General features: G+C 70.0%; 27 protein-coding genes and 1 pseudogene. 7 read left to right on the plus strand and 21 right to left on the minus strand.

The genetic code is table 11. The features are described 5' to 3' along the window. Positions 1-304: 304 nt before the first annotated feature. Both ACIHCX_RS35595 and ACIHCX_RS35600 read right to left on the minus strand, forming a co-directional pair. Positions 305-1,744, minus strand: a complete 1,440-nt coding sequence (locus tag ACIHCX_RS35595; protein WP_400037041.1) for a GntP family permease — start codon at positions 1,742-1,744, stop codon at positions 305-307. 98 nt (positions 1,745-1,842) lie between these two features. Continuing rightward, on the minus strand, positions 1,843-2,832 hold the full coding sequence (locus ACIHCX_RS35600; RefSeq protein WP_400037043.1) for a Bug family tripartite tricarboxylate transporter substrate binding protein: 990 nt from the start codon (positions 2,830-2,832) through the stop codon (positions 1,843-1,845). Positions 2,833-2,959: 127 nt separating this feature from the next. Here ACIHCX_RS35600 and ACIHCX_RS35605 point away from each other — a divergent pair, with 127 nt between their 5' ends. The 4 genes from ACIHCX_RS35605 to ACIHCX_RS35620 all read left to right on the plus strand — a co-directional run bounded on the left by ACIHCX_RS35605 (position 2,960) and on the right by ACIHCX_RS35620 (position 7,976). Beyond that, positions 2,960-4,588 carry an ATP-binding protein gene (locus ACIHCX_RS35605; RefSeq protein WP_400037045.1) on the plus strand — a complete coding sequence of 543 codons (1,629 nt, stop codon included), beginning with the start codon at positions 2,960-2,962 and terminating at the stop codon, positions 4,586-4,588. Further along, the gene (locus tag ACIHCX_RS35610; RefSeq protein WP_400037047.1) at positions 4,585-5,274 is read left to right on the plus strand and encodes a response regulator; all 690 of its coding nucleotides are present in this window, start codon (positions 4,585-4,587) and stop codon (positions 5,272-5,274) included. Before ACIHCX_RS35605 ends, ACIHCX_RS35610 begins: the two co-directional genes overlap by 4 nt. 598 nt (positions 5,275-5,872) lie before the next feature. Beyond that, positions 5,873-6,736 carry an LLM class flavin-dependent oxidoreductase gene (locus ACIHCX_RS35615; RefSeq protein WP_400037049.1) on the plus strand — a complete coding sequence of 288 codons (864 nt, stop codon included), beginning with the start codon at positions 5,873-5,875 and terminating at the stop codon, positions 6,734-6,736. Between the two features lie 139 nt (positions 6,737-6,875). Further along, complete coding sequence (locus ACIHCX_RS35620) at positions 6,876-7,976, plus strand: RNA-guided endonuclease InsQ/TnpB family protein (protein WP_400037051.1); 1,101 nt, start codon at positions 6,876-6,878, stop codon at positions 7,974-7,976. Here the strand turns inward: ACIHCX_RS35620 and ACIHCX_RS35625 are convergent. Continuing rightward, a complete protein-coding gene (locus tag ACIHCX_RS35625; RefSeq protein ID WP_400037053.1) occupies positions 7,973-8,494 on the minus strand; it encodes a GNAT family N-acetyltransferase in 522 nt (173 codons plus the stop codon). The genes ACIHCX_RS35620 and ACIHCX_RS35625 overlap by 4 nt on opposite strands. Before the next feature lie 157 nt (positions 8,495-8,651). On the opposite strand from ACIHCX_RS35625, the pseudogene ACIHCX_RS35630 reads away from it, so the two are divergent. Continuing rightward, positions 8,652-8,930 (plus strand): annotated as a pseudogene (locus tag ACIHCX_RS35630) (transposase); the annotation flags it as partial. Positions 8,931-9,058: 128 nt separating this feature from the next. Here ACIHCX_RS35630 and ACIHCX_RS35635 read toward each other — a convergent pair. From ACIHCX_RS35635 to ACIHCX_RS35655, 5 genes are all read right to left on the minus strand, one after another. Continuing rightward, positions 9,059-9,742, minus strand: coding sequence for a GNAT family N-acetyltransferase (locus tag ACIHCX_RS35635; protein ID WP_400037056.1), 684 nt, complete (start codon positions 9,740-9,742; stop codon positions 9,059-9,061). Between the two features lie 406 nt (positions 9,743-10,148). Further along, positions 10,149-10,751, minus strand: a complete 603-nt coding sequence (locus tag ACIHCX_RS35640) for a hypothetical protein (protein WP_400037058.1) — start codon at positions 10,749-10,751, stop codon at positions 10,149-10,151. Further along, positions 10,738-12,279 carry a substrate-binding domain-containing protein gene (locus ACIHCX_RS35645; RefSeq protein WP_400037060.1) on the minus strand — a complete coding sequence of 514 codons (1,542 nt, stop codon included), beginning with the start codon at positions 12,277-12,279 and terminating at the stop codon, positions 10,738-10,740. Before ACIHCX_RS35645 ends, ACIHCX_RS35640 begins: the two co-directional genes overlap by 14 nt. Beyond that, complete coding sequence (locus tag ACIHCX_RS35650; RefSeq protein ID WP_400037062.1) at positions 12,276-13,448, minus strand: toxic anion resistance protein; 1,173 nt, start codon at positions 13,446-13,448, stop codon at positions 12,276-12,278. Before ACIHCX_RS35650 ends, ACIHCX_RS35645 begins: the two co-directional genes overlap by 4 nt. Further along, a complete protein-coding gene (locus ACIHCX_RS35655; RefSeq protein WP_400037064.1) occupies positions 13,445-14,533 on the minus strand; it encodes a substrate-binding domain-containing protein in 1,089 nt (362 codons plus the stop codon). Before ACIHCX_RS35655 ends, ACIHCX_RS35650 begins: the two co-directional genes overlap by 4 nt. A 435-nt stretch (positions 14,534-14,968) precedes the next feature. Between ACIHCX_RS35655 and ACIHCX_RS35660 the strand changes: the two genes are divergently transcribed. Continuing rightward, entirely contained in the window at positions 14,969-15,097 is a 129-nt protein-coding gene (locus tag ACIHCX_RS35660; RefSeq protein ID WP_400037066.1) for a hypothetical protein, read from the plus strand. A 157-nt stretch (positions 15,098-15,254) separates the two neighbouring features. On the opposite strand, the gene ACIHCX_RS35665 is transcribed toward ACIHCX_RS35660, so the two are convergent. From ACIHCX_RS35665 to ACIHCX_RS35720, 12 genes are all read right to left on the minus strand, one after another. Further along, complete coding sequence (locus tag ACIHCX_RS35665) at positions 15,255-15,704, minus strand: ester cyclase (RefSeq protein WP_400037068.1); 450 nt, start codon at positions 15,702-15,704, stop codon at positions 15,255-15,257. 763 nt (positions 15,705-16,467) lie between these two features. After that, positions 16,468-17,304, minus strand: a complete 837-nt coding sequence (locus tag ACIHCX_RS35670; protein ID WP_400037070.1) for a DNA-3-methyladenine glycosylase family protein — start codon at positions 17,302-17,304, stop codon at positions 16,468-16,470. Next, positions 17,301-17,912, minus strand: a complete 612-nt coding sequence (locus ACIHCX_RS35675) for a DNA-3-methyladenine glycosylase I (RefSeq protein WP_400037072.1) — start codon at positions 17,910-17,912, stop codon at positions 17,301-17,303. The genes ACIHCX_RS35670 and ACIHCX_RS35675 overlap by 4 nt, the downstream gene beginning before the upstream one ends. A gap of 17 nt (positions 17,913-17,929) precedes the next feature. Next, positions 17,930-18,490 carry a hypothetical protein gene (locus ACIHCX_RS35680; RefSeq protein ID WP_400037074.1) on the minus strand — a complete coding sequence of 187 codons (561 nt, stop codon included), beginning with the start codon at positions 18,488-18,490 and terminating at the stop codon, positions 17,930-17,932. 47 nt (positions 18,491-18,537) lie between these two features. Next, positions 18,538-18,825, minus strand: a complete 288-nt coding sequence (locus tag ACIHCX_RS35685; protein WP_400037076.1) for an Ada metal-binding domain-containing protein — start codon at positions 18,823-18,825, stop codon at positions 18,538-18,540. After that, the gene (locus ACIHCX_RS35690) at positions 18,822-19,556 is read right to left on the minus strand and encodes a 2OG-Fe(II) oxygenase (protein WP_400037078.1); all 735 of its coding nucleotides are present in this window, start codon (positions 19,554-19,556) and stop codon (positions 18,822-18,824) included. Before ACIHCX_RS35690 ends, ACIHCX_RS35685 begins: the two co-directional genes overlap by 4 nt. Beyond that, positions 19,553-20,164 carry a methylated-DNA--[protein]-cysteine S-methyltransferase gene (locus ACIHCX_RS35695; RefSeq protein ID WP_400037080.1) on the minus strand — a complete coding sequence of 204 codons (612 nt, stop codon included), beginning with the start codon at positions 20,162-20,164 and terminating at the stop codon, positions 19,553-19,555. The genes ACIHCX_RS35690 and ACIHCX_RS35695 overlap by 4 nt, the downstream gene beginning before the upstream one ends. Beyond that, positions 20,161-20,652: an RNA polymerase sigma factor gene (locus ACIHCX_RS35700; protein ID WP_400037082.1), complete on the minus strand. Its 492-nt coding sequence runs from the start codon at positions 20,650-20,652 to the stop codon at positions 20,161-20,163. The genes ACIHCX_RS35695 and ACIHCX_RS35700 overlap by 4 nt, the downstream gene beginning before the upstream one ends. A gap of 47 nt (positions 20,653-20,699) precedes the next feature. Further along, entirely contained in the window at positions 20,700-21,212 is a 513-nt protein-coding gene (locus ACIHCX_RS35705) for a methylated-DNA--[protein]-cysteine S-methyltransferase (protein WP_400037084.1), read from the minus strand. Between the two features lie 164 nt (positions 21,213-21,376). Next, a complete protein-coding gene (locus tag ACIHCX_RS35710; protein WP_400037086.1) occupies positions 21,377-21,727 on the minus strand; it encodes a hypothetical protein in 351 nt (116 codons plus the stop codon). Between the two features lie 280 nt (positions 21,728-22,007). Further along, positions 22,008-23,291, minus strand: a complete 1,284-nt coding sequence (locus ACIHCX_RS35715) for an amidohydrolase family protein (protein WP_400037088.1) — start codon at positions 23,289-23,291, stop codon at positions 22,008-22,010. Positions 23,292-23,404: 113 nt separating this feature from the next. After that, positions 23,405-24,589: a trans-sulfuration enzyme family protein gene (locus ACIHCX_RS35720; RefSeq protein ID WP_400037090.1), complete on the minus strand. Its 1,185-nt coding sequence runs from the start codon at positions 24,587-24,589 to the stop codon at positions 23,405-23,407. A 155-nt stretch (positions 24,590-24,744) separates the two neighbouring features. Here ACIHCX_RS35720 and ACIHCX_RS35725 point away from each other — a divergent pair, with 155 nt between their 5' ends. Further along, a complete protein-coding gene (locus tag ACIHCX_RS35725) occupies positions 24,745-25,182 on the plus strand; it encodes an Lrp/AsnC family transcriptional regulator (RefSeq protein ID WP_400037092.1) in 438 nt (145 codons plus the stop codon). Between the two features lie 37 nt (positions 25,183-25,219). On the opposite strand, the gene ACIHCX_RS35730 is transcribed toward ACIHCX_RS35725, so the two are convergent. Continuing rightward, entirely contained in the window at positions 25,220-26,071 is an 852-nt protein-coding gene (locus ACIHCX_RS35730; protein ID WP_400037094.1) for a PhzF family phenazine biosynthesis protein, read from the minus strand. Positions 26,072-26,310 lie beyond the last annotated feature (239 nt).

Raw genomic sequence — 26,310 nt, forward strand, 5'->3', positions numbered from 1 at the left:
TCTCGCTGAAGGTCTGCGAGAAGGTCGCCGAGTGGGCGCAGGCGGCCGCCGACAAGCTCCGGCGGCCCGACGAGCGTGACACCGAGGCTACGACCGAGTTGCCCCGCACTGCTCGGGCGTCGGCGACGCGGCCTTCACCTACAGCTCCCCGCGCCGGAGCCCCGGCGGTGGCACCCCGCACGCCTTCTCCGGCCCCGCCGGCCGGGAGGTCGACGTCCTGGCCATGCGCAAGATGGGGGAGGCCTTGAGTCGGCCGATGGCGACCGCGAAGGGGCCCAGGGCGACGCCCGGGCAGGGCTCACCGTCAGGCGAAGACGGAGAGCAGCAGGGCCATGCCGAGACCGATCACGCTCACCAGTGTCTGTACGACGGTCTGGGTCCTGGTGGCCTGTATGAGATCCATCCCGAACGACTCCTTGACCAGCCAGAACCCGGCGTGGTTCACGTAGTTGAGACCGAGGGAGCCGGCGCCGATGGCGACCACGAGCAGCGATGCCTCAAGGCCCCCGCCGGTGCCGACGAGCGGGGCGACGATGCCGGTGGCGGAGACGATGCCGACCGTGGCCGAGCCGGTGGTGAGGGAAAGCAGCAGGGCGATGAGCCAGCCGAGGACGATGACGTTGAGGTGGGCGCCCTTGGCCGCGGACGCGATGGCGTCGCCGATGCCGGAGTCCTGGAGTACCTGCTTGAACGCGCCTCCGCCGCCGATGATGAGCAGGATCGCGGCGATCGACTTGAGGCTGTCCGTCATGGAGGTGCGGGTCTGCTCGCCGGTGCCGTTCCCGCGCCAGAGGGTCACGCCCAGAGCGAACAGGAACCCGGCGAGCATCGCGACGAGCGGTTCGCCGACGAAGGTGAGCGCGGAGCGCAGTGCATCACCTTCGTCGAGCACCGTCTCGGCGAGGGTGCGCAGCAGCATCAGGCCGACAGGGATCAGGACGGCGGTCACCGCGAGGCCGACGCCCAGGCCGGCACGGGGGTCGACGTCGGTGCGCGACTGTGCGCCGGGACCGGCCGAAAGCGCGGCCGACCGGTCGTCAGTACCCCGTCCCGCGCCCGTGAACTGGGCCACCAGCGCGGCGTCGGGACGGACTTCGGGGAGCCGGGGTGCGATCCAGCGGGCATAGACGGGACCGGCCAGGACGACAGTGGGGATGGCGCAGACGATGCCGACGCCGAGCGTCAGTCCGAGGTCGGCGTGGAGTCCGGTCATGGCGGTCAGTGGACCGGGGTGGGGCGGCAGCATGCCGTGCAGGGTCGACAGCGCGGCGATGGCCGGCACGCCGAGCAGGACGTACGGCGAACCCTTCGTGTCGCCCTGGTCCTCCAGCCGGCGGGCCACGCTGAAGATCAGCGGCAGCAGCACGATCAGACCGACCTCGAAGAACATCGGTATGCCGATGACGAACGCGGCGGCGGTGACGAGCCAGGGCAGCCGGCGTGGCGTGGAGCGGTCGAGGATGGCGTGCGCGATGGCGTCGGTCGCCCCCGAGTCGGACAGCAGGCGCCCCAGCATCGCGCCGAGGGCGAGCGTGAGACCGACGTCGCCCAGGGTGCTGCCGGCTCCGTCCTCGATGGACTCGATCAGTTCGTTCACGGGTTCACCGGCGGCCACGCCGGTGGCCACGGAGACGACGATGAGGGCGACGAACGGGTGGATGCGCAGGCGGGAGTTGATGAGATAGATCAGTGCGGTGATCGCCACGGCGAGGATCAGCAGCAGTTTCCAGGTGTGCGAGGTCATACGGGGGCCTTTCCGGTTCCTGACGGTGGGGGTGCACGCGGGCATGCGGCACCGAGGTGATGGCTCGTGCGAAGGGGATGAATGAGGGCGGACGCCCTTTACTGCAGCCCGAGTTGGGTGACGAGACGGCTGATGGCCCTGTCCTGCTGTGCCAGGAACGCCGCGAACGTGTCCCCGGTGGCGAAGGCGTCAGTCCAGCCGTGCCGGGCGAGTTCGGCCTTCCACTGGGGGGAGTCATGCAGCGCGGTCAGCGCGTCGATCCAGACCTTGCGGTCCTTGTCGCTGATACCGGGCGGGGCCGCGATTCCCCGCCAGTTGTCGAAGACCAGGTCGATGCCGGACGACTTGAGCGTCGGGATACTGGGCAGGGCTCCCACCGGCCGCGCGCCGGTGACCGCCAGAACTCGGAGCTGACCGGCCTGGATCTGGTCGAGGAACTCCCCGAAGCCGCTGGTGGCGAAGTCGACCTTGCCGTCGAGCAGCGCGGGGAGCAGATCGCCCCCACCACCGTCGTAGGCAACGTAGGAGACCTTCCTGGGGTCGATGCCGACCGCTTGTGCGAGCTCCATGGGGAGCAGGTGATCCGGTCCGCCCGCAGAGGAGCCACCGCCCACCGTCACCTCTGTGGGGTTCTTGCGCCACGCGGCGACGAGGTCACCGATGGTCCGGTACGGCGAGTTCTTGGCCACCACCACCGCACCGGATTCGTTCAGCAGCCGGGCCAGCGGCGTGGTCTGCGCGAGGGTCGCCCGCGACTGCGAGATGTGGGAGGCACCGACGATGCCGAGGCCCATCTGGAGGGCGAGGTCGCCGTTGCCCCGCTCGTTCACGATGCGTTGCAGACCGACCGTGCCGCCGGCGCCCGGCAGGTTGAACACCTGGACGTCGGAGGCGATCCCTGCTTCCTCCAGCACCCTGGCCATGGTCCGGGCCGTGGTGTCGTACCCACCCCCAGGGGTGTTGGGGACCATGATCCGCAGGTTGTCCGCAGGCCTGTCCTCGGTCTCCGGCCAAACTCCGCATCCGCCGACGACCAGCAGCGACAGAGCGGTGAATGCAGCGGAAACTGCGCGTACCAGACCTTTCATGGCACCTCTCCTCCACAATCGACGCTCCGGCCACCCGCTCTTCCACTTTCACCGGGCTGGCGTCATGATTGTGCGGCTCGGCGCCCGAGCCGCCCAGGTTGTGTCGGCAACAGAGATTGAGTTCATTGTGGTCAGCGCGTTTCGTCGCCATACCCTCGCGGGCGAGATGCTGGTGCTGCAGCTGGCGATCGTCGTGGTCGTGCTGGTCGCGGTGGCCGCAGTGTCGCTCGCCCAGTCGGCGGCAACCTTCCACCGAGTCGAGGGGCGTCGGGTCAGCGCACTGGCCGAGCAACTGGCCGCCAATCCGCTGGTGCGCAGCCAGCTCGTGCGGTCCGCGTCGGAGGAGACCCTCGCCCCGCTGGTGCACTCCACGCAGGCGCAGTCCGGGATCACCTCGGTGACGGTGGCCGACGCCGACGGCCGGGTTGTCAGTTCCACGAATCCCACGGTGGTGGGGGACCGGCTACCCCTGGGGGCGGGTCCTGCCAAGGCCCGCGGCTGGTCCGGTTCGCTGACCCTGGACGGCAGCCGTGAGCTGGTGGCCCAGGTGCCGGTGCTCGGAGCGACGCAGGGCGACGTCGGATCGTACCTGGGGACGGTAATGATCGGCGAGGCGTCCCCCACGGTGTGGCAGCGCCTCAGCGGGGCGTCCTCGTATCTGCTGGCGTATCTCGGCATCGCCAGCGGGCTCGGCGTGGCCGGCTCCTGGCTGCTGGCCCGGCGGGTGAAGAGGCAGACGCTTGGGCTGGAGCCACGCGAGATCACCGGCCTGGCCGAACACCGGGAGGCCATGCTGTACGGCATCGCGGAGGGCGTGGTCGCCCTGGACCCGCAGGCTCGGATCACCCTGGTGAACGAGGTGGGCCGGCACCTCCTCGGCCTGCCTGCCGACTGTGTGGGCCAGAGCCTGGCCGGCGTAGGCGTCGACGGGCGGCTGCGCGATGTCCTCACCGACGCCACGGAGGAGCGGGACCAGGTCGTCGTACGCAACAGCCGGGTGCTGGTGCTGAACCGGATGGCGGTCGTCAAGGACGGCCGCCTGCTCGGCTCTGTCACCACGCTGCGGGACCGCACCGAACTGGCCCGGCTCGAGCGGGAGATCGGCTCCTTCCGCAGCTCCTCCGAGCTGCTGCGAGCGCAGGCCCACGAGTTTGCCAACCAGTTGCACACCATCTCCGGACTGATCCAGATCGGCGAGCAGGACGAGGTCGTCCGCTACATCCGCGCGTTGAACCAGCGCCGCCAGGCACTGGACGTCACGCTCAGCCGCCGGGTGCGCGACACAGCCGTAGCGGCCCTGCTCATGGCGAAGTCCTCGCTGGCGGCCGAACGTAGGGTCACGCTGCGCATCTCGGACAGTACGGCCCTCGACCGGCTCGCGCCGGAGGACGCCGCCGATGTGGCGACCGTGGTGGGCAACCTGGTCGACAACGCGGTGGACGCGGCCGCGACGACGGCCGAAGAGGCCTGGGTGGAGGTCGAGTTGCGCCAGGACACCTCTAGTGTGGAGATCGTGGTGCGCGACTCCGGTCCCGGCGTCGCGCCGGAACTTGCACGCGAGGTCTTCGCCCACGGCTTCACCACCAAGGCCGCCCAGGAGGGCGAACGCGGCATCGGCCTGGCCCTCACCCGGCTGGTCTGCGAACGTCACGGGGGCGAGATCTCGTTGAGCAACACCCCCGACGGGGCCATGTTCACCGCGCGCATGACGGTCAGCCACCCGGCCTCGATGGTGGCGGAAGGGGCACCCCGATGAAGGAGATGCAGGAAGCGATCGACGTTCTCGTGGTCGACGACGACTTCATGGTGGCGAGGGTCCACCGCACCTTCGTCGAACGCGTCGCGCCGTTCGGGGTCGTGGGGACGGCGGGCACCGGAGCAGAAGCGATCTCGGCCGTCGGTGAACTCCGCCCTGACCTGGTCCTGCTCGACCTGTATCTGCCGGATGTGTTCGGCTTGGACGTCGTCTCTCGCCTGCGCACCGATGGTCACGACTGTGACGTCATGGTCATCAGCGCGGCGCGCGAGGCCGACACGGTCCGCGGCGCAGTACGGCACGGCGTGGTCGACTACCTCCTCAAGCCCTTCGAGTACGAGGATCTACGACCGCGTCTGGAGCGGTACGCGGCCCGCCGGGCCAGCCTCCACTCGACGGTCGTCCGTGGCCAGGCCGACGTCGACCGCGTCCTTGCCGGCGCGATCGCACCCCTGCCCCGCTCCCTGCCCAAGGGCATGAGCGTGGAGACCGCCGACCTGATCGAACGCACCCTCCGCGACGCCGACGGCACCCTGTCCGCCGCGGAGTGCGCAGCCCTGACCGGCATTTCCCGCGTCAGCGCCCGTCGCTATCTGGAGCACTTCCACGCCACAGGGAGCGCGGACGTGTCCCTGCGTTACGGCAGTGCGGGACGCCCGGAGCGCCGCTACAGCCGGCGTTTGTGAGCCCGGCAGGCTCGCCCGCAACACCCTCTGCACTTACCCCCAGGCCACTGCCCTGGGGTTTCTGCTTCAGCGGCGACGCCCGGACCGCGGCCAGTGCTTGGCTGGTTCTGTTCACCAGATTCGATTCTGGCTCAGCTTCAGTGCAGCGGCCACTGTGAGTGACAGCAGAGAGGCTACCGCCCATTCGGCATCGCATACTGAGGCGGCCAGTCGCTGGCCTCATCGTGACTGCTGTGGCGGGTGTAGGCCCGTGGGTATGGGAGCCCTGGGTTGATCGCACTCCGTTCACGGCTTACACCGTCGCCGTGCAGGATGAGCAGTACACCGTGCCTGGCTCGAATCCGGGAACATGCATACGTACGGCCGCCTCCGAGACAGAGACCGTCGTCTACGACGAGGAAGGCAATCGGCTGACGGCGGGGCGCGCCCCCAAGGAGGGGGAGCGGCCCGGCGAAGGGCGGGATGCTGACGCGCAGGCGCGCTGCCGGATCTACTTGGCCCACAGCAGGGGCATGGCGGAAGTTCTTGGCCTTGGACGCACGTCGATACATCAGCTCCGAGACTCGTCTGCCGAAGCGCCGGGTGGCATGGTGTGGCCATGCAGTATTCGGTTTGCGTTCCGAACTTCGGCGAGTTCGCGGAGCCGGAGGTCTTCGCCGAGGCGGCCCGTCGGACAGAGGAGGCCGGATGGGACGCGCTGCTGGTGTGGGATCACGTCGTCGAGCAGAAGAACCTGCGCCGGGAAGTCGCCGACCCTTGGATCCTGCTCACCGCCGCGGCCCTGGCCACCTGCCGGATCCGGCTGGGCACCGCGATCACGCCCGTGGCTCGGCGGCGGCCGGCCAAGCTGGCCAGGGAAGTAACCACCCTGGATCGGCTGACCGGTGGGCGCATGGTCCTCGGTGCCGGGCTGGGTGCTCCCGTGGCCGACGAGTACGGGAGCTTTGGCGACACGACCGACCCCCGGATGCTCGCCGAGCGCCTGGACGAGGGCCTGCATGCACTGGATCTGCTCTGGTCCGGGGAGCCGGTGACCTACCGAGGCAATCAGATCACGATCGACGATGTGGTCTTCCGGCCGACCCCGGCGCAGCGTCCGCGGGTGCCGATCTGGGTCGGAGGGTTCTGGCCGAACAAGGCACCGATGCGCCGGGCGGCACGGTGGGACGGGGCCATCCCGGTCATGGCCGGGGTTGAGGCCGCGCGGCCACCGGGTGTGAGCAACGTCCGGGAACTGGTGCTGTTCCTGCGCGCATGCCGCGCGGGGCACGGGCTCGCGGACCAGCGGTTCGACATCGTCATCGGCGGCATGAGCCCCGCCGGGACTGCGGGGCGTGACCTTGTTGGCCCGCTGGCCGACGCCGGGGTCACGTGGTGGGATGAGCGTATGCCCTGGGGTGATGACCTGGAACGTGCCGAGCCGATCCTGCGCCGGATCGAGCAAGGCCCGCCGCGTATTTGACCGGATCTCTTGAGCGCAAGCCCCGTCCTTCAGGACGGGGTCAGCTCATCCTTGGCGCGGAGCCGCGCAGCGGCGGAGTTCTCTGCGTTGTCAGTGGCGCGCACTATGGTGATCGCACCAGTTGCAGGGGGGTGTTCTCATGCTGTCAGGTCGTCGCTACCTGCTCGACCTCTCGTCCGAACAAGAGGAGATGTGCGAGGAGTTCGGCGGCATCTGCCGGTCGGTGTGGAACACAGCCCTGGAGCAGCGTCGGGAATACCGGCGGCGCGGGGCGTGGATGAACTACGTGCCGCACTGCGCCGAGTTGGCCGACGCCAAGCGTGAGCACCCGTGGTTGAAGGCGGCACCGTCGCACGCATTGCAGCAGACGCTCAAGGATCTGGACCGGGCCTGCCGGGATCACGGCACGTTCACGGTGCGGTGGCGGTCGAAGGCACGTTGGTCGCCGTCGTTCCGGTTCCCCGACGCCCAGCAGATCAGCGTGGAGCGGCTGGGACGCAAGTGGGGCCGGGTCAAGCTGCCGAAGCTGGGCCGGGTCCGCTTCCGCTGGTCCCGCCCCCTCGGTGGTGAGATCCGTTCCGCGACCGTGTCCCGCAAGGGCGGCCGGTGGTTTGTGTCGTTCCTCGTGGACGACCGCGCGGCCGCTCCCGAGCGGCACGCCATGCCCGGTACCGCCGTGGGCATCGACCGGGGAGTTAAGACCGCCGTCGTCACCTCGGACGGCGACTTCCACGACCGGCCGTTCATCACGGCCGGCGAGAGCGTCCGATACCGGCGTCTGCAACAACGCCTCACCCGGTCCAAACGCGGCAGCGCGAACCGGCACAAGACGATCAGGGCCATAGGCCGCATCATGTCCCGGGTGTCGGACCGGCGTGGGGACTTCTGCGCACAGCGGGCCGCCCGGATCGTCGCGAAGAACGCCCTGGTGGTCCTCGAAGACCTGCGGATCAGTGGGATCGCTGGCCCGGGAATGGTCTGGATCTTCAACGATGCGGCATCGCAATTCCCTCGGCCTTGCCAAGTGAGTGGCCTGGATCTGCGGCGACGCGTCTCCGACCCAGCCGCAGGCACGCTGAGTGACTGCGGTGGGTGGGCTGCTTCACACACTTGGCTCTGCCAAGGACAGTTGTCCTGGAAGAGACCAGCGGACGCCGTGACCTGCGCGTTGAGAGGCGGCGTGGGCGGGCGGGTGGCTGCGGGACACCTCCACGTCGGGGGGAGGAGGACCCGAAGCTAGGAGTGTGGGTCAGTATTCGCCGTCGTGTCAGTCCAGGCGATCTTGAAGTACCTGACGCGTTCATCTTGTCCGGCCGGCCGCATGCCGGCTGCCGTCATGACGTGCTGGGACGCGATGTTGTCGTGGTCGGCGTCGCCTTTCACGCAGGTGACACCGCGTGCCCGCGCGAACAGCAGCAGTCCGCGGAGGGCTTCGGAGGCGTATCCCTTGCCTCGCGCTGACGGGATGAGGCCGTAGCCGATCGTGACGCTGCCGTTCTCGTCCGCAGGTCCGTGGAAGCCCAGGCCGCCGATCGCCTGACCGTCCTCACGGCGACGGATCTCATAGTTGCCGAACGGCTGGGGATCACCGGTGTTCGCGCAGGTGCCCAGGAAGCGCCTGGCGGCGGACACATCCCCATCGGTGGGGTACCCGGGCGCCCATCGGGCACCGCTGTGCGACTTGCCCGCCACCACTTCCTCAGCCTCGCTGACGGTCATCGGATGAAGCACGAGCCGCGCTGTCACAAGATCGCCCATGGCAGGCAGGAGTATCACGCGGGGCGGCCAGACCGCACTTGGATTATCCGACCGGTCAGCGCCCCACCTCCGGTTGAGGATCGCAGGTACGGAAGAATCGCAGCATGCGCGGTGGGATGGGCTGTTCGAGGTCGAGCCTGTGGAAAAGCAGCAGCCGGTGCGCCTGCTGATCTACGGCTACACCACCGGGGTGTGCTCCTCGCGGGCGATCGAGCGCAAGTGCGCCGACGACATCGCGTTCCGGTTCCTGGCCGCCGGCCAGGCCTCAGACTTCCGCTCGATCTCGCGGTCTCGCCGCCGCCACCTGGACGCCCTCGCGGACCTGTTCACCCAGTCGCTGCACCTCGCGCAGAAACTCGGCATGGTCAAGGGGGGCCGCGTTGTCCTGGACGGCACCAAGTTCGAAGCGAACGCCTCCAAGCACAAGGCGACGAGCTAAGGCCGCCTGGTCGACAAGGAGGAGCGGATCGAGGCCGAGATCGCCGCCGCGGCGCGGCTGGGCCGTGTCCCCAAGCTCGGGGAGTGCGCCGTGCGTAAGGGCGGATCGGCCAGCGTGAGCGAGTCCTACCGGTTGGAGGGAGCCACCGGCCCCCGGGCGATCAGGACGTCGGCTTCGTGGCGCCAGCCGAGGGAGGAGTAGAGGCGCTGGCCTTCCTCGCTGGCGATGAGAAGACCGGTACGGGCGCCCTGGGCCACGGCGGCCTCCGCCAGAGCGCTCATCATGGCGCGGCCCAGGCCGCGTCGCCGGTGCGCCGCGTCCGTCTCGATGCGATCGGCGACCGCATCAGCACCGACCACGGCGATGGTGCCACGCGCCGCCACCTCTCCGGAGGAGTCATGGAGGGAGACGACCGTGACTGGTCCCTCCGTGCGGACCTCGCGCTTGTACGGCGCGGCCGGCGCGTACTGCGGGTGCTCGGCCAGATCGGTCGTCATGAACCACTCGGACCGGTGGAGCACCTCCAGTCCGGCGGCGCCGACGACGGCTTCGACGGTGCCGGGGCGCAGCGTAGGTACCGTGAGCCAGGTGATCTGCCTCGCGGCGGCGACGGCTGCCGCCAGCCGTGCCAAGGACTCGGGCTCCTCGTCCGCACGCAGCGCGAACACCTCGACCTCGCGGCCGGGTTGGTCGCACTTGGACCGCAGGCCGTCCCCGGCGGACTCGACCGGCTCGGCCTCGGGCAGGTGGCGAGCCACGGTCCAGCCGTTCAGCCAACGTCGTATCAGCTCTGATTCGATCTTCGTCATCCGGTGATTAGAGCATGACTGCAACCGGTGGACGGGCGAATAACCATCCCTCGTCGTCCGCCGCCGCCAGGCGACACCGGCCTCCATTTGCCGGTCGATCTGAAACCGGCATAGGTGGCAGTGAGCAAGAGAAGCGTCAGTCGGCCACGTGCTCCTCGCGCCGGAAACCCAAGGCATGAAGAGCCCCAGCTCGGGGGCAAACTTGATGTGGATCCCGGGTCCGTTCACCTGGTCAGGATGGCATGGGAGCGGCTCAGCCTCTCTCGGCGCGAACGGCGCCTCCAACACCTTCGGCGACCACACCCCGAAGGAGCTGTGGGACGAGTATCGCGCGCTGGTGCCGCACCTGGGCTGACGCCGACGGGCCGGGGCCCCGCACACGAGGGTGCGGGGCCCCGGCCCGATGTCACTTCGAGCGGTCCTCCAGATACCGCGTATGGGTCTCCTGCCGCCGTGCCTCCGTCTCGCGCAGCGCCGAGGCCAGCCGGTCCGCCTCCTCGTGCAGCAGGGACAGCTGTCTCTCCAGATGGCGCTCCGGCGGCTCCTGCCCGGGGGTCAGCCGGCTCCACCAGCGGGTCCGTACGAATGTGTCGACGGCCTCCGGGACGTCCTGCCGCACGGCCCGCGACAGCGTGTGCACGGCCTCCGGATCCTGGACGAGGACATCGGCGACCCAGCCGGGATCGAGCAGCGCCGTCAGCAGTTCGGTCAGTTCGGTGAGGCGGCCGGAGGCGGCGGGCGGCAGCTCCACATCCGCCAGATAGGCGCGCAGCGTCCCGAAGTCGGCCCGGAGTTCGTCCAGCTGGGCCGACGCATCGGGAAAGTCGGGCACCGACGGGCGCTCCGGCGGGGCGATCAGCGCGCCCGCGCCGTACAGACCGGCCACCACGACGGGCCAGTAGGGGCCCGCGACCCCGGTGAAGGTGAGCGCGAGTCCGACGATCCCGGAGGCGCTGCCGGCGATGTTCTTGCGCGACTCGAGATAGCCGAGCGCCCTACTGGTAGCCACGGATCTCCTCGAAGGCTCCGTCCAGCGAGCCCTTCTGGGCGTCGAAGAGACGGCCGCCGGTCAGTTCGGCGATGTGTTCCAGCTCCGTGCGGTCGGAGTCGCCGAAGAGGATGGGGAAGACGGGGATGTCGCGCTGGTGGGCGTCCAGCCGTCGGTAGAAGGCGTCGAAGTCGACGGCCTCGGCCCCGGTGGTGTTCTCGCCGTCCGTCATCAGCACGATCGAGGTGAACGCGTCACGGTCCGTCCCGAGGTGCTCGTACGCCTTCTCCAGGGAGGTGTAGAGGGCGGTGCCGCCGCCGGCGGTCAGCGCCTCGGTGTCCGCGCGGATGGCGTCCGCCCCCTGCCGCGGATCGGACGGATCGACCACATGGGTCCGTACGGACTTCACCGCGGACCCGAACGCCATCAGGGTGACCTCCTCCCGGGCGCGGAAGTCGCCGGTCAGGCCCGTGAGGGCCTTCTTGAGCCGATCGAGACGGTCGCCGGCCATCGAGCCGGAGGTGTCCAGGACGTAGACGGTGCGGGAGGGGCGGCGCAGCGTGTTCTCGTACGCCCCGAGCAGGCCGTCGGCCACGGACCGGGTGCCCGGGAAGGGGAGTTCGCGGCGCCGGCCGGTGTCGAGCCCCGCGGCCGGGGACACGGACGCGACCACCGGACGGCGATGGGTACGTTCGGTGATCAGCCGCTGCACCGCCGGGGCGCGCAGGGCCTCGACGAGCCGGCGGACGTCCTCGCGGGTGGCCTGGCTCGTCGAGGAGAGGGAGGAGAGCGGGTAGTCGGCGGTGACCACGCCGTCGCGGGGGCGGATCACCGTGAGCCCCGGGATGCCCTGGAGCACGGACTCGTAGTTGAGCAGCGCGTCGACGTCGCCGCGGCGGGTGTAGGCGGAGGCCAGCCACCCGGAGGACCCCGAGGTCAGCTTCTGTCCCTTGAAGAACTCCTTCAGCCTCGGGGCGGCCTTGGCGACATCCGCGTCGGTGAGCGCGGATTGGGCGCCGGAGAGCGCGGAGGCCACCGCGATCAGTGTGGAGAACCCGGAGTTGGAGCGGGCCGGGTCGGTCATGCCATAGGTCAGCCTGCCGTCCCGCACCGCCTGCTCGACCTGTGACCAGGTGACGTCGTCGGGCTTCCAGTGGAGCGCGCTCACGGTCGCGGGCTTGACGCCGAGGGCGACCGGACTGGACATCACCGGGGTCTCGGAGACGACCTTCTTCGCCGCCTCGGGGTGCAGCCGCAGATAGTCGTCGGAGGAGAGCCACAGCGCGTCGTAGCGGCCGTCCACCGTGCCCTCGGCGAGCTGGTCCACGGCGTCCAGGGTGCCCGTATAGGTGGGACGGACCGTGATGCCGGTACTCTTGCGGACCTCGTCGAGGACCGGGGTCATGTCGGCGAGCTCGCTGGAGGCGAGCACCCGAAGGGTGCCGGGCCGGGGGGCGTCCGTGTCCCGGGGCTCGGGGGTCGTCGTGCACGCCGTGAGCAGGACGGCGAGCCCGGCGAGCACGGTCGGTCCGCCAAGACGCAGCCTCATGCGGAACCGCCCTCCAGCGCACCCTGGGAGCGGCTGCGCTCCAGATAGGCGCTCGCGTGCTGGAGTTCGGTGGTGAGGGACTCCACCGTCGCGGCCATGGTCTCCGTCGCCTGGACCTTGTAGGTGTCGATGGCGTCGAGGGTGCGGTAGATCTGCTGGAAGGCCGAGCGCAGGGTCTCCGCGCCGACCGCCGGGTCGGCGGCGATCCGCTGGATCTCCCCGCTCTGGGTGGCGAGCATCTCGGCGTTGCCGCGGATGAGGTCCTCCGTGGTCCCGCGCAGGGCGTTGACCTGGTCGACGACCTTGCGCTGGTTGTCGAGGGCGGAGGCCAGCATCACCGAGATGCGCAGGGCGGAGACAGTGGTGGTGGCCGCCCGGTCGACGCCCTTGATCAGTTCGTCGTTGTTGCGGCGCACCACGTCCATGGCGAGATAGCCCTGTGCGCACACCGCGAGCTGGGTCAGCAGGTCCTGGTGCTTCTGGCGGACCGGGAAGAGCACATCGGCGCGGAGGGCGTCGGCCTGGGCGGGGTCGGCCGCCTCGGCGTCCGCGATGTGCCGCTCGACGGCCGTGTCCAGGGCCTCGGTGAGCACGACGTACTCCTGGAGCCTGCCCATGGTCTCCCAGAGACGGACGCGTTCGGTCTGGAGGGCGGCGTTGTCGCGGCGCAGCTCGTCCTGGCCGCCGCGCAGCGAGCCCACGATCCTGTTCAGCGTCCCCTGCGCGGAGGCGTACTTGGCGAGGTGGTCGCGGAGCCGGTTGCCGCCGGGCAGCCTGGAGAGGAACCGCCGCCCGCGGCCGGCCGGAAGATCACGGGGGTCCAGGTCCTCCACCACCCGCCTCAGTTCGACGAGCGAGGTGCCGACCCGGGACTGGGCGTCGTCGCCCTTGCCGGGCAGGGTCCGGACCGAGCGCTCCAGCATCCGGTTGGACTGGGCGGACGCGCTGCGCATCTCGCTCGCGCCCAGCGCGGTGATCTCCCCGACCTTGCCGGCGAACTCGGGGGAGCGGGCGTCCAGACCGGCGAGCCCCGTGACATAGTCGGCGGCCTTCCTGGCCATGTCCGCGTGTACGGAGTCGTCGAGCGGTACCACCCCGCCCGCCTTCTCGCGCGGGACCGGGGCGACGGGCTCCGGCGGGGTGAGGGTGAAGGTGTCGTTGTCGGTCACGTGTTTTCCCCTTGGCCCCGGGCCCGGCGCGCCATCTCGTGCAGCACCGCGGAGGTGGGCACGGGCGCCTGCCGGACACCGGTCAGCTTCTGGTTGAGGTACGAGGTGTGGGAGGCGGTCGCCGCCGTGAACTCGGCGGTGTCGCCCTGCGGCCGGAATCCGTGCCGGACGGCCAGCCGGCGCAAGGTCGGGTCGGTGCTCAGCAGATCGCCGAGGTCACGGCCGGCCGGGGTGAGGGGCACGACGGTGTGGTCGCTGTTGACGGTGGTGTCCGGGTAGAGGACGGTGAGGTCGTCCAGGCCCTGGCCGTCGGTCAGCAGCGCCGCCACCTGGGACTCGTAGACGAGGACGAGCGGATTGCCGACACCGCTGACGAAGTCCCGGAACGCGGCGTCCGAACTGGGCTGTTGCGCCCCCTGGACGCTGATCAGCTTGTGCATCAGGGGCGCGGTGTGCTCGATGTCGGCCTTGCTCGCCGCCACCCGCCCGCCGCCCGCGACATACGAGGCCGCGGCGAGGTAGAGGGCGCCGGAGTTGGAGGTCTCCGGGTCGGTGCTGGCGATGTAGAGCGTGCCGGTCAGTTCGCCGTGCCGCTGGGCCCCCTTGAGCTGCTGCCAGGTCCGGTCGTGCGTGGCGGCGTCGAGGTAGCGGGCCGTGTGCAGCGTGCCGCGGTGCCGGTCCAGACCGGCGAGCCCGTTCGCGGCCAGCACCTCGGCGGCGTTGCGGTGCGCCACGACGACCAGCGGCGAGTAGAACGGCCGCGGCAGGGGCTTCTGCACGTGGTACTTGGCGGCGAGCGCGTCGGCCGGGGCCTGGCTGGAGGGGAAGGCGAAGTCGTACCCCGCGAGGTCGAGCCCCTCCATGGCCCAGGACCCGGAGGTCTCGGTCCTGACGGTGTAGCCCTTGGCTGCGAGGGCCTTCACCACGGCGGGGTCGGCGAAGAAGTCCGACTTCTCCGATCCGATCACGCCACGCACGGTCTTCGTTGCCGTGCTCGTGTCCTGTCCTTCACGGCCTGCGACGACGGCGGTCACCACTCCGCCGATCAGCAGCACCGCCAGGACTATTCCTGCGATACGTCTCACGCCCGGGAGCGTGCTCCCGGAACCCGACATTCCCCCTGCGCCCGGGTGAAGGGAAGGTGACAGGCCGATCCCGGTATGCAACAGGAATGAAGCGTTCCGGAAGCCGCACCCCTGGGCCGGAGCGAGCCGGAACGGTCGGCGGGCGCGGACCCGTGTGGCCGGTCGGAGCCTCCCGGCGAGGCGGTGAGAGCCGTCAGCCGGAGGTGACCGGTTCCCGCGGCTCGGCCAGGGCGGCGGTGTGCGCGTCCATCCGTTCCGCCGTCAGGATCGCCGCCGCTGAGTCCTCGCGCGACGCCGCCAGAACTTCGGGACTCTTGGCCCGCGGACCAGACGACGACCTCCAACATCCGGTAGTGACGCCCGACTTGGAGACCCTCTTGACCACACCCCAGGTGAGGATCGACGACGAGATCGGAGGAGCAGGCCGCGCCGAAGGTGCTCTACCTCGCGGCGCGTGAACTGATCGCTCCCAAGGCCAGCGGTGTCAACCACGTCGCGGCACACTGGAAGAAGGCATTGAACCAGTTCTCACTGTTCTTCGAGGCCTGGCTCAACACCAGGTGACCCCCGAGGACTTACGCAAACTCACTGGTACGTCCGACAGCTCACATTGAGGCTTTTCCAGCCTGATGCTGGAAAAGCCTCAATGCCTGAGATGAAACTACAGCCGCCATGGACGCCCCTGAGGAGGGGTCGTAGACGACGCTTGTGCGGCAGCGCTTTACTCGGCCGGGATGATCCCGAGCTGCTGGAGGACCTTCACGCCGTCGTCGAGGCCGATCTCCTCGACGATGAGCCCGTCGACGACCTTGAGGACGGTAGTGCCGGTGAACCGCATCGTCTTGCCGGAGGCCGCAGGGACGGATCCGATGGGCAGGTCATCGAAGACGATCGGCCCGGTGTGAGTGCCGCCGCCCTCCCACTGGCCGACGACGTAGTCGCCCTCGGCGATGAGGTCGGCGGTGCCCCAGAAGTTGAGGTCCGGGAACGCGGTGCGGAACCGGGTCGCGAACTCGCGCACCTCGTCGCGCCCGTTCATGGGCTCGTGCAGCGAGTAGTGGAAGCGGATGTCGGGGGCGGCGAGCTCGTCGATGACAGCGGGGTTGAAGTCACTGCCCCAGAACTCCGTGAACCAGCGCCCGACGATGGCCTTGTTCTTTTCGACCGACATGGTGTGCTCCTTCTCTCGTGTGGCTGGTCGGTTGACGGTGGTGGTCTCCGACATGTGGAAGACGCCGGGCCCGGGCAGAACGTGAGATCCGGACCGCGGACTTCCGGGGCGCGTCTTCGCCAGTCGGCGACCAGCGCGAGACTCATGTGGAAGATCTCTGAGTCCGCCTCGTCCGGGGTCCAGAGCGCGATGTGTCCGGCTTCCTTGGCGTCACAGGTCGCGATGCCGTCGTCAGTACCTCCGGCAGGCTGAGACGCAGTGGTACCCGCGGCCCTCGGGCGCGGTCCGGCCGTGGGTACCGTCGGAGCGAGGCTCCGACGCCTTGAAAACGGCTCGCGGTGGCGATCCGTGAGGTCGTCAGGCCGGCAGGACCCCGAGCGTGCGGAAGTACCTCGACGATCCCGGGTCGCTGTTCCCCCAGATCCGGGTGGCGCCGGCGTCTGCGGCACGGCCGAGGGCGTATGTCTTCATCATGGTTCCCAGTACGCAGTGCCGGACCATGGGGTGGATCCAGGTGAGCTTGTCGAGCGGTCCCTTTCGGTGGGGCCTGCGCCGTTCTCGCTGAGCGTGGTGAGTTGCAGCCGCGGGGCGGCGAACGGATCTGCTCCGACGAACAGGCCGTCGAGGGCATAGAGGATCTGTTTCATGGTTCCACCCGCGCCCCGGTCGTCGCGGTGCCGCGGGCGCGGGGCGCTGCGCTCGCAGGCATGCCTGGGCCATCGCCGGACGACGGGAAGACGCTCTGCCTCGCTGATCCGTGAGATCACAGGTACGCGGCGTCCGTCCCCAGGTGCAGGAGCGCGTAGGAACGGTACGGGTCCCAGGCTGCTGATCGTTCGGCGGCGGCCTTCTGTTCGAGTCCGAGGGCGCGGCGTGCGACGAGGTCGCCGGGAACGAAGGTGTCCGGGTGCTGCAGCGCCCGCACCAGCAGGTAGTCGGCGGTCCAGGGCCCGATGCCGGGGATGGTGAGGAGGACCTGACGGGCTTCGTCGGCGGGAAGCCCTTGCAGTACGGGGCCGTCCGCCCACCTCACGGCCACCTCGTGGAGGGTTCGTGTGCGGGCGCGTGTCAGGCCCGCGTGCTTCTGGATCTCGTCGGCGTCGCGCTGTGCGAGGGTCGTGGCATCCGGGAAGGCGTGGAGGTCGTCGATCTTGTGTCCGCAGGCAGTGACGAGTCGGCCGGCGAAGGTGCGTGCTGCTGCCAGGGAGACCTGCTGGCCGATCACGGTCGCGGCGACGGCTTCGAACTCGTCGGGGTAGCGAATGAGTCGCAGTGCCGGCCGGCGTCTGACCAGCCCTGCCCGTCGCGGGTCCTGCGCCAGGGCCCTGTCGATGGCGGCCGTGTCGGTGTCCAGGTCGAACCAGGCGCGGACCATGGCCGCGGCCGTTTCACGGTCACTGATCGGGGGCTCGAACGAGGCGGTCATGCCGTGGCGGTTCAGGTCGAGCGTGACGACGGTGTGCTCGTCCTCGACGGCGAGGACGCGCCGGTAGCGCGTGCCATCGACCTCTTCCGTGCCGGGGATGGCGTGGGCGGCGAGCAGCGCGAGTGCGGCCGTGTGGTGGAAGGGGCCTCGCGCGTCGATGCGGATGATGCTCATGCGGGCCAGATGCCGGAGGTGCCGCGCCGGTGGGAGCCGAGCAGGTGCGTGTCGATGATCCCGATCGCCTCCATGAGGGCGAACATCGTGGTCGGGCCGACGAATGCGAAGCCGCGCCGACGCAGTTCCTTCGACAGCGCCACCGACTCCGGCGAGGTGGTCGGGATGTCCTCGAAGACCCGCGGCTTGGGCGTGGTCTCGGGCTGGAACGACCAGATCAGCGCGGAGAGTCCCCTGTCTTCCCGGAGTTCGATCGTCGCTCGCGCGTTGCGGATGGTGGCGAGGATCTTCTGGCGGTTGCGGACGATGCCGGTGTCGGCCAGGAGCCGTTCGACGTCCTGGTCGTCGTAATCGGCGATGGTGTCGGGGTCGAAGCCGTCGAACGCGTCGCGGAATGCGGGGCGCTTGCGCAGGATCGTGGCCCAGGACAGTCCTGCCTGGAATCCTTCGAGCGAGACGCGCTCGAAGACTCCGCGTTCGTCGGTGACCGGCATCCCCCACTCCGTGTCGTAGTAGTCACGCAGGAGCGGGTCGGCAGATGCCCATGCGGGTCGGGCGAGGCCGTCCTCCCCGATCACGACGCCAGGGTCTTCGAGCAGTTCGTTCATCTGGTTCGGGGTCCTTGTCAGTCGGTGAGGCCGGTCATGCGCATGGTGATGTTGATCCGTCCGCTGTCCAGGCCGCAGCCGTCCGGAGCGGTGAACGGGTGGACGCGGGTGACGCCGTGGTAGGCGAGCCGGGAGGCTCCGCCGTGGTCGTCGGGTCCGAGCTGCCAGGTGTCGCCGTCGCGCGTGACGCCGGAGATTCCGGGCAGGTTGTGGCGCCCGACGAGGTCGAGCGTGCGGCGGTCGGAGACGGCTCCGGTCAGGAGCGTGTGGGCCGGCTGCCACGGCGTGGACCACAGCAGTCGCCGGGTCATCTGCGCCCATCCGAGGGGCGGGCCGTGCATGATCCACAGGTCTGCCTCGGCGGCGGCGAACCGTGTGGCCTGTCGCAGCCACGAGGCTGCGGTCTCGGGCCAGGTGAGTTCCCGCGCCATCTCGCCTCCTGCGCGCTCCCATGCCTCCGCTATCGCACGCATGGACTCGTGGGCGAGCGGGTCGCGGCCCGATCCGATCGCAGCCGTCTGCGCGCCTCGGGAGCGCGCCAGGGCGACGAGCGCGCTCACCTCTGCTTCGGTGATCATGGTTTCGCACTGCGATGCCGGGCGTGTGCTGCGCAGGAGCGGACTGGTCAGGGTTTCCATGGCTGGCCTTTCTCCTTGGCGCTCTTCCACGCCTGGTAGCGGTCCTTGCAGCAGGCTCCGCACGGGCGGTAGCCGGCCGCGAGAGCGGTCTGCTCGTCGGTGAAGAAGACGCGGTCCTTCGCATAGCCGCCGCGGGCGAGCGCGCGCAGCGCGGCCGGGCAGTCGAGGCGTCCGTAGATCTTTCCGCCGCGGTGGCCGCCCCAGTCGCCTTTGACGGGCGAGGCGTAGGGGCGGCCGTCGCTTCCGGTGAGTGTGAAGCTCTTCGCGGTGTTCATGCGGCGTCGTGGAAGACGAGGGCGAGCGTGTGCCGCTCGCCCGAGCGGATCGCGGAGACGCCGTGCCGGACCGGGGCGGCCGACCAGCCGCGCGTGGATCGCACCGGGCGGTCCCGGGTGGTGAACACGTAGCCGTGCCCGTGCGGCAGCAGGGTCGCCGTGCCGCGCGACTGTGCCCGCGGCCGCTGTTCCAGAAGCAGGAACTCGCCGCCGGTGTGGTCGACGCCGGGTTCGTTCAGGTTGATGACGACCTGCAGCGGGAACACGAGGTCTCCGTAGAGGTCGCGGTGCAGGGCGTTCCAGTCCTTCTCGGTGTACTTGAGCAGGATGGCGGTGGACTTGGTCTGCCCGGCGTCGTGGCACATCTGCAGCCACTCATCCAGCGTGTCCGGCCAGGGAGCGGGCCGGCGGAGCTTGGTCCACCAGTCGCGGGCGATCGGCAGCAGCCGCGGGTAAAGCGCCTGCTTCAGCCGTTCGATCGGTTCTGGGTAGGGAGCACGGAAGTATTTGTACTCGCCCTCTCCGAACCGGTGGCGGCCCATGTTGATCGTGCTGCGGAACAGGTCGTTGCTCTCGTAGAGGCCGCGGATCTCCCGTGTCTCCTCGGGCTCGAGCAGCTGGGGCAGGAGTGCCCCGCCGTACTCGTTCACCTCGTCGGTCACTGCCGACCAGTCGGCCGAATCGACGCGGTCGCGCCAGAGGTCGGCCGGTCGGGTGCTCTTGGTTCTCATGCCGCCTCCAGATTGAGCAGGGCCGTCTTGGCCTCGAGGCCGCCGATGTAGCCGCCGAGGGTGCCGTCGGTGCGGAGCACGCGGTGGCATGGCACGACGACCGGGAGCGGGTTGGTGGCGCAGGCGGTGCCGACGGCGCGGACGGCCTTGGGGCTGCCGACCATCTCGGCCATCTCCTTGTAGCTGCGGGTCTGCCCGTAGCCGATCTGTGGCAGGTGCTTCTGCACGAGCTGGCGGAATCCGCGGGAGAGCGACAGATCCAGCGGCAGGTCGAACTGCTGTCGGCGGTGGTCGAAGTACTCGTCGAGCTCGCGGGCGACCTCATCGAGTTGCTTCGGCGCGCGCAGGATGCGCGGGCTGAGCTTTGCGGCGAGGGCTTCGAGTACCTGGTCGTGGTTCTCGCGGGCGTAGGCGACGCGGACGAGTCCTTTCGGGGTCGCCGCGAGCAGCAGCTTCCCGACCGGGCTGTCGACCGTCGTGTAGGCGACGTCCACGAGGCCCTCTGCCTGGGCGGCGGCTTCCAGCCGCTGGTGCAGCATCGCCAGCTTCTCCGGGTCGATGGGCGCCGACAGGGCAGCGAGGGTGCCGTCGTTACGGATGTCACTCATGATCTTTCTCCTTTCGAGGTCGCGCCCGGATAGGTGTTTCTGAGCTTCTTCATGCCGTCGGCGGATGCCCTTCGGGCCGCGTCGACGCTCCCGCCGAGGATCGCCGCGATCTCCGCGTACGACATCCCGACGAGATATCGGTAGGTGATCGCCTGCCGCTGCTTCTCGGGCAGCCGGTCGACGAACTCCCACAGGTCGGTGTCCTCGACACCGGGGACGCCCAAGTCGGTCGGGGCCTCGGGAAGCTCCTGTACCGCCAGCGGATTCCGCTTCGCGGCACGGTGGACATCGATGGCCTTGTGGCGCGCGATGGTCACGAGCCACGCCTCGACGTTCGCCGTCTCCGGAAGCTCCGGATAGGCACGCATCGCGGCGAGGAACGTCTCCGACCACGCATCGTCCGCGTCGTCCACTCCGAGGAGCGAACGGCAGACACGCAGAACGGTGACCCCGTGGCACGCCACCACTGATTCGAACGGCTGTTTCATGTTCATCTCGCTGAAGACGCTGGAAGGGTCACAGTCGTGAGATCCGTTCAGAAGAGTCGTCCGGCGGCGGCCTGTACGGGCTCCTCATGCTCCAGCAGCGCCCGCTTCCGCTTCAGCCCCCCGGCATAGCCGGTGAGGCTGCCGTCCGCGCCGACAACACGGTGGCAGGGCACGAAGACACACAGCGGGTTCGCCCCCACGGCCTGGCCGACCTGGTACGCGAGGGACTTGTCACCCAGCTGCTCCGCGATCGCGCCATACGTGGTGGTCTCCCCGAACGGGATCGCCGCCACTGCGGCCCACACCCGGTGCTGGAACTCGCTGCCGGCCGCATCGAACGGCAGGTCGAAGCCGCGCCGCCCGCCCCCGAGGTAGTCGTTCAGCTGCACGGCAGCCTCCGCGAGCAGCGCATCCGTCGCCAGCGGGACCTCGGTGCCGAACGTCTCCTGCGCGGGGCGACGGACGTGGTGGGCGAAGTACAGACCCGTGACCGCATCGTCCGAGGCAACGATCGTGACAGGGCCGAGCTCGGTGGCGACCACGATGTGCTTGGTGTTCATGTCGATTCCTTCCGTCTCGTACTGGAGACGCTCGCCGAGGTACGAACGTGAGATCGGACGACGAGATCGGCCGGCCGCAGCCGCAGCCGCAGGACTGGGCAGGACACGTGCACCGTGTACGGGACGCTGACGACGGGGAGCCCCGGACTCACTGCCCCGTACGCTCACGAGCCGTACGAGCCGTACGAGCCGCGCCAGTCGGCGCCGACAAAGGACACACCGAGCTCCGTCACGCGGTTGAGGGCTCGATCCGCGGCCTTGTAGCGGAGCCAGAGAACCAGCATGGTCGCGCTCACGGACAAATTGAATGCGTAGAGAGCCCATGCCGGTCCGACCGGAAGGCTGACGACGTAGACGCCGTAGAGGAGGTTCCCCGTGTTGCTGAGTATGAGATTTCCCCCGCTGTACGAGGCGAGATCGCGGGTACGCACTGCCTTCACGAGCATAGGCAACGTAGATGCCACGAAGACGACCGTCGAAAGAGTGCCCGCGACAACTTCGACATTGCCAATCATTACGAATCCTCCCCTGTAGCTGGAACGCAGACCTACGAGAGGTTCTCGGCGGTCCACGATCGGTAGACGCCACGGGGAGCGGATCCGTGAGATCCCTGGGATCGTCCGCGGCTTCCCCTCCGGGCTGCTGCTGGTGCGCGGGACCGTCCAGGCCCGCGGAACCACGCGGGCCGACGGGAGCGGGGCGCGGCGGACCGTGGTCGGCCAGGCGGGCGGCAAGGGTGGAAGCGGCGCCGCGACGGGGCGGCCGCAGCGGAGGCGGCGGGTTGCCGGGGCCGGGTCAGGCTGCGGGCTGGGGGTGCCAGGTGCCGTCGAGCGGGATTCCGGCAGCGGCGGCGATCCGGTCGCGGGATTCGAGGAGGCGGGTGCGCAGGGCGGTCAGGTCCACGCCGAGCAGGGCGCCGTCGCGCTTGATGATGCGGCCGGCGGCCAGGACGGTGTCGACCAGGCCGGGGTGGCCGGCGCTGACGACAGTCCCGGCGGGGTCGGTGACGGGGAACACGGTCAGGTCGTCGGTGCGCAGCAGGATCAGGTCGGCGTCCTTGCCGGGAGTGAGGGTGCCGGTGCGGGCCTGGAGACCGAGGGAGGCGGCGGCGTCGACCGTGGCGAAGTCCAGCAGGTCGCGAGAGCGCAGGGCGCCGTCGAGGCCGCGCTGGGCGGCGAAGGCGGTGCGCATGGTGGAGAACATGTCGCCGCCCGCGGAGGGGACGTCGTCGATGGACAGGGTGGGGCGCAGTCCGGCGGCGAGCGCGAGGCCGGTCATCGGCGCTCCGAAGCCCATCTTCAACTCGACGTCGGGGCTGATGGAGATGGAGCCGCCGGCGTCGGCGAGCATCCGCAATTCCTCTTCGCCGATGCCGTTGGCGTGCACGCCGGTGAGGGTGTCGCGCAGCAGGCCGTGCTCGCGCAGTTCGGCGATCACGCCGGGCGCTTCGATGTGGAGGCTGATGCGCAGGCCGAGTTCGTCGGCGAGCTTCACCTCACGGGCGACGGTGTCGATGCCGGTGGCTGCGGGGCCGCGCAGGCCGAGGGCCATGTCGATGCGGCCGCCGGTCAGGTGGGCGCGCACGCGGCGGATGTCGTCGTCGACGTCCGCGCTGCTGCCCCATCCTGCGCCGAGGCAGAAGACGGAGCGCCCGGGGGCGTCGGTGAGGGCGGCGACGGCGGCGTCCTCGTGGGCGTGGGTCCGGGCGACGTGGTACCAGTCGAGCATGGTGGTGACGCCGGAGTGCAGGGCCTCCAGCCGACCGAGGAGGGTACCGATGTAGACGTCCTCGGGGGTGTAGTGGGGCTTGACCGTGCGGTGCATGGCCTGGGCCCACTCGGGGAACGTCCAGTCGGCGCCGGCGCCGCGGAACGCGGTCTGCCAGGAGTGGCGGTGGTTGTCGACGAAGCCGGGCATCACGATCCGGTCGGTGGCGTCGATGACCTCCGCGTCGGCCGTGTCGATGCGGGCGGCCACGTCGACGATCTTCCCGTCGTCGACGAGGACGTCGCCGCGTGCAAGGCCGCCGAGCGCGGGGTCCATGGTCAGGACGGTCCCGCCGGAGATGAGGATCTTCATGGGGTAACACTCCTTGCACATGCGTGTTCGAGTCCTGCTTCCAGACCGCGGGGAACGCCGCGCAGACCGGGCCGCAGGTTGGCCGGGCGCGCGGGACCCGGGCGCGGCGACGGTCAGGCGCGGTGGGCTTGGGCGAGGACGGCGTCGGCCGCGGCGAGGGCGTCGGCGACCAGGTCGGCGGTGTCCTCGGTGCCGGCGGCCAGCCGGACCAGGCCCGGGGGGACGGCTTCGGTGATCTGCTGGTCGCTGAGCATGCCGCGCCACATGGACGCCGGGTGCACGGCGAGCGATTCGACGCCGCCGAGGCTGGCGGAGCGCACCGGGTAGTGGAGCAGGCCGAGGAAGGCGTCGGCCATGTCGAAGCCGCCGGTGAACTCGACGCTGAGCACGCCGCCGAAGCCGGTCATCTGGTCGGCGGCCAGCTTGTGCTGAGGGTGGGCCGCGAGGCCGGGGTAGTGGACGCGAGTGACGGCGGGGTGCTCGCTCAGGGCCTCGGCGAGGGCCTGGCCGTTGGCGTTGTGCCGGGGCATGCGCAGAGGCAGGGTGCGTATGCCGCGCAGCAGCAGCCAGGCGTCGATGGGGCCGAGGGTGGCGCCGGTGAGCAGGCTGGTGTCCCAGATGCGGTCCAGGACCTCGGCGGGGCCGGCCAGCACGCCTGCGGAGACGTCGGAGTGCCCGTTGAGGTACTTGGTGGCGCTGTGCCAGACGACGTCGATGCCGTGCTCGGCGGGGCGCTGGTTGAGCGGGGTGGCGAAGGTGTTGTCGGCGAGGGTGAGCACGCCGTGGGCGCGGGCCAGGTCGGCGACGGCCCGCAGGTCGGTGATCTGCAGCAGGGGGTTGCTGGGCGTCTCCACCAGGACCAGGCGGGTCTGGGGAGTCAGGGCCCGCTCGAACGCCTCCGGGTCGCGCTGGTCGACCAGGGTCGTCGAGACCCCGAGGCGCGGGAGCAGGTTCAGCAGCACCGACGCGGTGCCGCCGTAGGTGGACTTCTGCCCGATGACGTGGTCGCCGGCCGAGACCAGGGCGAGGACCGCGGTGGTGAGCGCGGCCATGCCGGAGGCGGTGACCATTGCCGCCTCGGTGCCTTCCAGTTCGGCGGCGACGGCCGCGACCTGGGCGTGGTTGGGGTTGCCGAAGCGGGTGTAGAAGTCCTTGCCGCGCGGTTCGACCGCGCCTTGGACGAACGTCTCGCCGCTCGCGGCGGAGAACGCCGCGGTCTGATAGATCGGCGGTGCCACGGCGCGGTCGGGGTGGACGTGGCGGTCCGCGTGAACGGTGGCGGTGGTTGTTCCCGGCATGGCTGGCCCTTCCGCATTGTTTCGGTAGGTCGGAATCCAGCATGGCGCGGCGAGATGTCGCCGGAACGCGGATGGCGGCAACGTCGGCAGAAAATTGCGCCACTGGGCAGCATCTCTTTGTTCAGGATGGGCGTTCACCGCAATAATCTGCCTCCATGGATGAGGTGGATCGTGCGATCGTGGCCGTGCTGGAGCAGGAGGGGCGGATCAGCAACAGTGAGCTCGCCGCCCGGGTGGGGCTGTCGCCGTCGCCGTGCCTGCGGCGCGTACGGCACCTGGAGGAGACAGGGGTGATCCGCGGCTACCGGGCGGTGGTGGACCCGGCCGCGGTCGGACGGGGCCTGCGGGTGTTCGCGGGGGTGCGGCTCGTGCGGCACGTCCGGGCGGACGTGGCCGCCTTCGAGAGCGCGGTGATGCGGCTGGCCGAGGTGCGGGCCTGTCACCACATCACCGGAAGCTTCGACTACCTGCTGCACGTGGAGGTGGCCGACCTGGCCGCCTACGAGGACTTCCACGCCGGCCGGCTGGCCTCCCTGCCCGGGGTGGCCACCGTCAACAGCTTCGTCATCATGAAGACCCTCGACAACGCGTGAAGGCCCCGTCCCCCCAGTGCGGAAGGCGAATGGGCTGTCACAGGGTGACGGTGCCACGGATCAGGACGGCGGCATCACCGCTGACCCAGACGGTGCCGTCCGCCTCGGCGGTGATGCCGATGCTGGCGGCCCGGCCGAGGCGTGTGCCCTGGGAGACGCGGTAGGAGCGGGGGGCGGCGCCGGAGGCGGTGAGCCACTGGGCGACGCCGGCATTCATGCTGCCGCAGGCGGGGTCCTCGGGGACGCCGACGGCGGGGGCGAAGGTGCGCATCTCGTAGCGGTGCTCGCTGCCGCCGGGGTGGGCGCCGATGGCGCCGACCATCGCGTCGGGGATGAGGGACAGGTCGGGCTCCAGGTCCAGGACCTCGTGGGCGGTGGCCAGTTGGACGACTGCCCAGCCGGGGCCGTTGTCGACCCACTGGTGGGCCAGCACCTGCTCGCGGGTGATGCCGAACGCCGCCGTGATCCGCTCCAGGTACGCTTCGTCGAGGGCGCCGTCGCGCACGCGGGGCGGAGCGGCGAAGGACAGGGCGTTGTTCCGGTGGCGGATGGTGACTAGGCCCGCGGCGCACTCCTGCACGATCCGACCGGCGTGCTGGGGCACGCCTCCGGCCTCCAACCAGGCCTTGGCGGAGCCGAGGGTGGGGTGTCCGGCGAACGGCAGCTCGCCCTGGGGGGTGAAGATCCGCAGCCCGTAGTCCGCCTCGTCCGTGCTGGGCGGCAGCACGAACGTGGTCTCGGACAGGTTCGTCCAGCGTGCCAGGGCCTGCATCTGATCATCGGTCACATCGGTGCCGTCCAGCACGACCGCGACCGGATTGCCGCGGAAGGGCTGGAAGGAGAACACGTCGATCTGCATGAATGGGCGGGTGCGCGGGGTGGTCGTCACAACAGGAGCCTTTCGCGGCGTCAGGGCGGGGCGGACCGCGTGTGCAGGTGCGGGCCCACCCATCCCACAGGGTGTCCGCCACCCGGCGACAGGGCCGGTTGCCACCCGGTGGACTGCATTGCCGCCGCGCGGGTAGGCGTCGAAGTGCCGAGGACAAGGGTTGAGATGATGCGAACAGGCGTATAGCCGCAAGCCGGCTTGATGCAGGGTCAGGCGCGTATCGCCGGGGGCGAGCAGGC

Origin of the sequence: Streptomyces sp. NPDC052043, assembly GCF_044548235.1 — a bacterium.
Taxonomy (GTDB): domain Bacteria; phylum Actinomycetota; class Actinomycetes; order Streptomycetales; family Streptomycetaceae; genus Streptomyces.

Coding starts and splice junctions, on each gene's coding strand:
- ACIHCX_RS35595 (WP_400037041.1), bottom strand. CDS start 1,744: ATGACCTCGCACACCTGGAAACTGCTGCTGATCCTCGCCGTGGCGATC.
- ACIHCX_RS35620 (WP_400037051.1), top strand. CDS start 6,876: ATGCTGTCAGGTCGTCGCTACCTGCTCGACCTCTCGTCCGAACAAGAG.
- ACIHCX_RS35720 (WP_400037090.1), bottom strand. CDS start 24,589: ATGCCGGGAACAACCACCGCCACCGTTCACGCGGACCGCCACGTCCAC.
- ACIHCX_RS35700 (WP_400037082.1), bottom strand. CDS start 20,652: ATGAAACAGCCGTTCGAATCAGTGGTGGCGTGCCACGGGGTCACCGTT.
- ACIHCX_RS35665 (WP_400037068.1), bottom strand. CDS start 15,704: ATGTCGGTCGAAAAGAACAAGGCCATCGTCGGGCGCTGGTTCACGGAG.
- ACIHCX_RS35690 (WP_400037078.1), bottom strand. CDS start 19,556: ATGAGAACCAAGAGCACCCGACCGGCCGACCTCTGGCGCGACCGCGTC.
- ACIHCX_RS35710 (WP_400037086.1), bottom strand. CDS start 21,727: ATGATTGGCAATGTCGAAGTTGTCGCGGGCACTCTTTCGACGGTCGTC.
- ACIHCX_RS35705 (WP_400037084.1), bottom strand. CDS start 21,212: ATGAACACCAAGCACATCGTGGTCGCCACCGAGCTCGGCCCTGTCACG.
- ACIHCX_RS35645 (WP_400037060.1), bottom strand. CDS start 12,279: ATGAGGCTGCGTCTTGGCGGACCGACCGTGCTCGCCGGGCTCGCCGTC.
- ACIHCX_RS35680 (WP_400037074.1), bottom strand. CDS start 18,490: ATGATCACCGAAGCAGAGGTGAGCGCGCTCGTCGCCCTGGCGCGCTCC.
- ACIHCX_RS35610 (WP_400037047.1), top strand. CDS start 4,585: ATGAAGGAGATGCAGGAAGCGATCGACGTTCTCGTGGTCGACGACGAC.
- ACIHCX_RS35670 (WP_400037070.1), bottom strand. CDS start 17,304: ATGAGCATCATCCGCATCGACGCGCGAGGCCCCTTCCACCACACGGCC.
- ACIHCX_RS35695 (WP_400037080.1), bottom strand. CDS start 20,164: ATGAGTGACATCCGTAACGACGGCACCCTCGCTGCCCTGTCGGCGCCC.
- ACIHCX_RS35685 (WP_400037076.1), bottom strand. CDS start 18,825: ATGAACACCGCGAAGAGCTTCACACTCACCGGAAGCGACGGCCGCCCC.
- ACIHCX_RS35615 (WP_400037049.1), top strand. CDS start 5,873: ATGCAGTATTCGGTTTGCGTTCCGAACTTCGGCGAGTTCGCGGAGCCG.
- ACIHCX_RS35675 (WP_400037072.1), bottom strand. CDS start 17,912: ATGAACGAACTGCTCGAAGACCCTGGCGTCGTGATCGGGGAGGACGGC.
- ACIHCX_RS35715 (WP_400037088.1), bottom strand. CDS start 23,291: ATGAAGATCCTCATCTCCGGCGGGACCGTCCTGACCATGGACCCCGCG.
- ACIHCX_RS35600 (WP_400037043.1), bottom strand. CDS start 2,832: ATGAAAGGTCTGGTACGCGCAGTTTCCGCTGCATTCACCGCTCTGTCG.
- ACIHCX_RS35635 (WP_400037056.1), bottom strand. CDS start 9,742: ATGACGAAGATCGAATCAGAGCTGATACGACGTTGGCTGAACGGCTGG.
- ACIHCX_RS35625 (WP_400037053.1), bottom strand. CDS start 8,494: ATGGGCGATCTTGTGACAGCGCGGCTCGTGCTTCATCCGATGACCGTC.
- ACIHCX_RS35725 (WP_400037092.1), top strand. CDS start 24,745: ATGGATGAGGTGGATCGTGCGATCGTGGCCGTGCTGGAGCAGGAGGGG.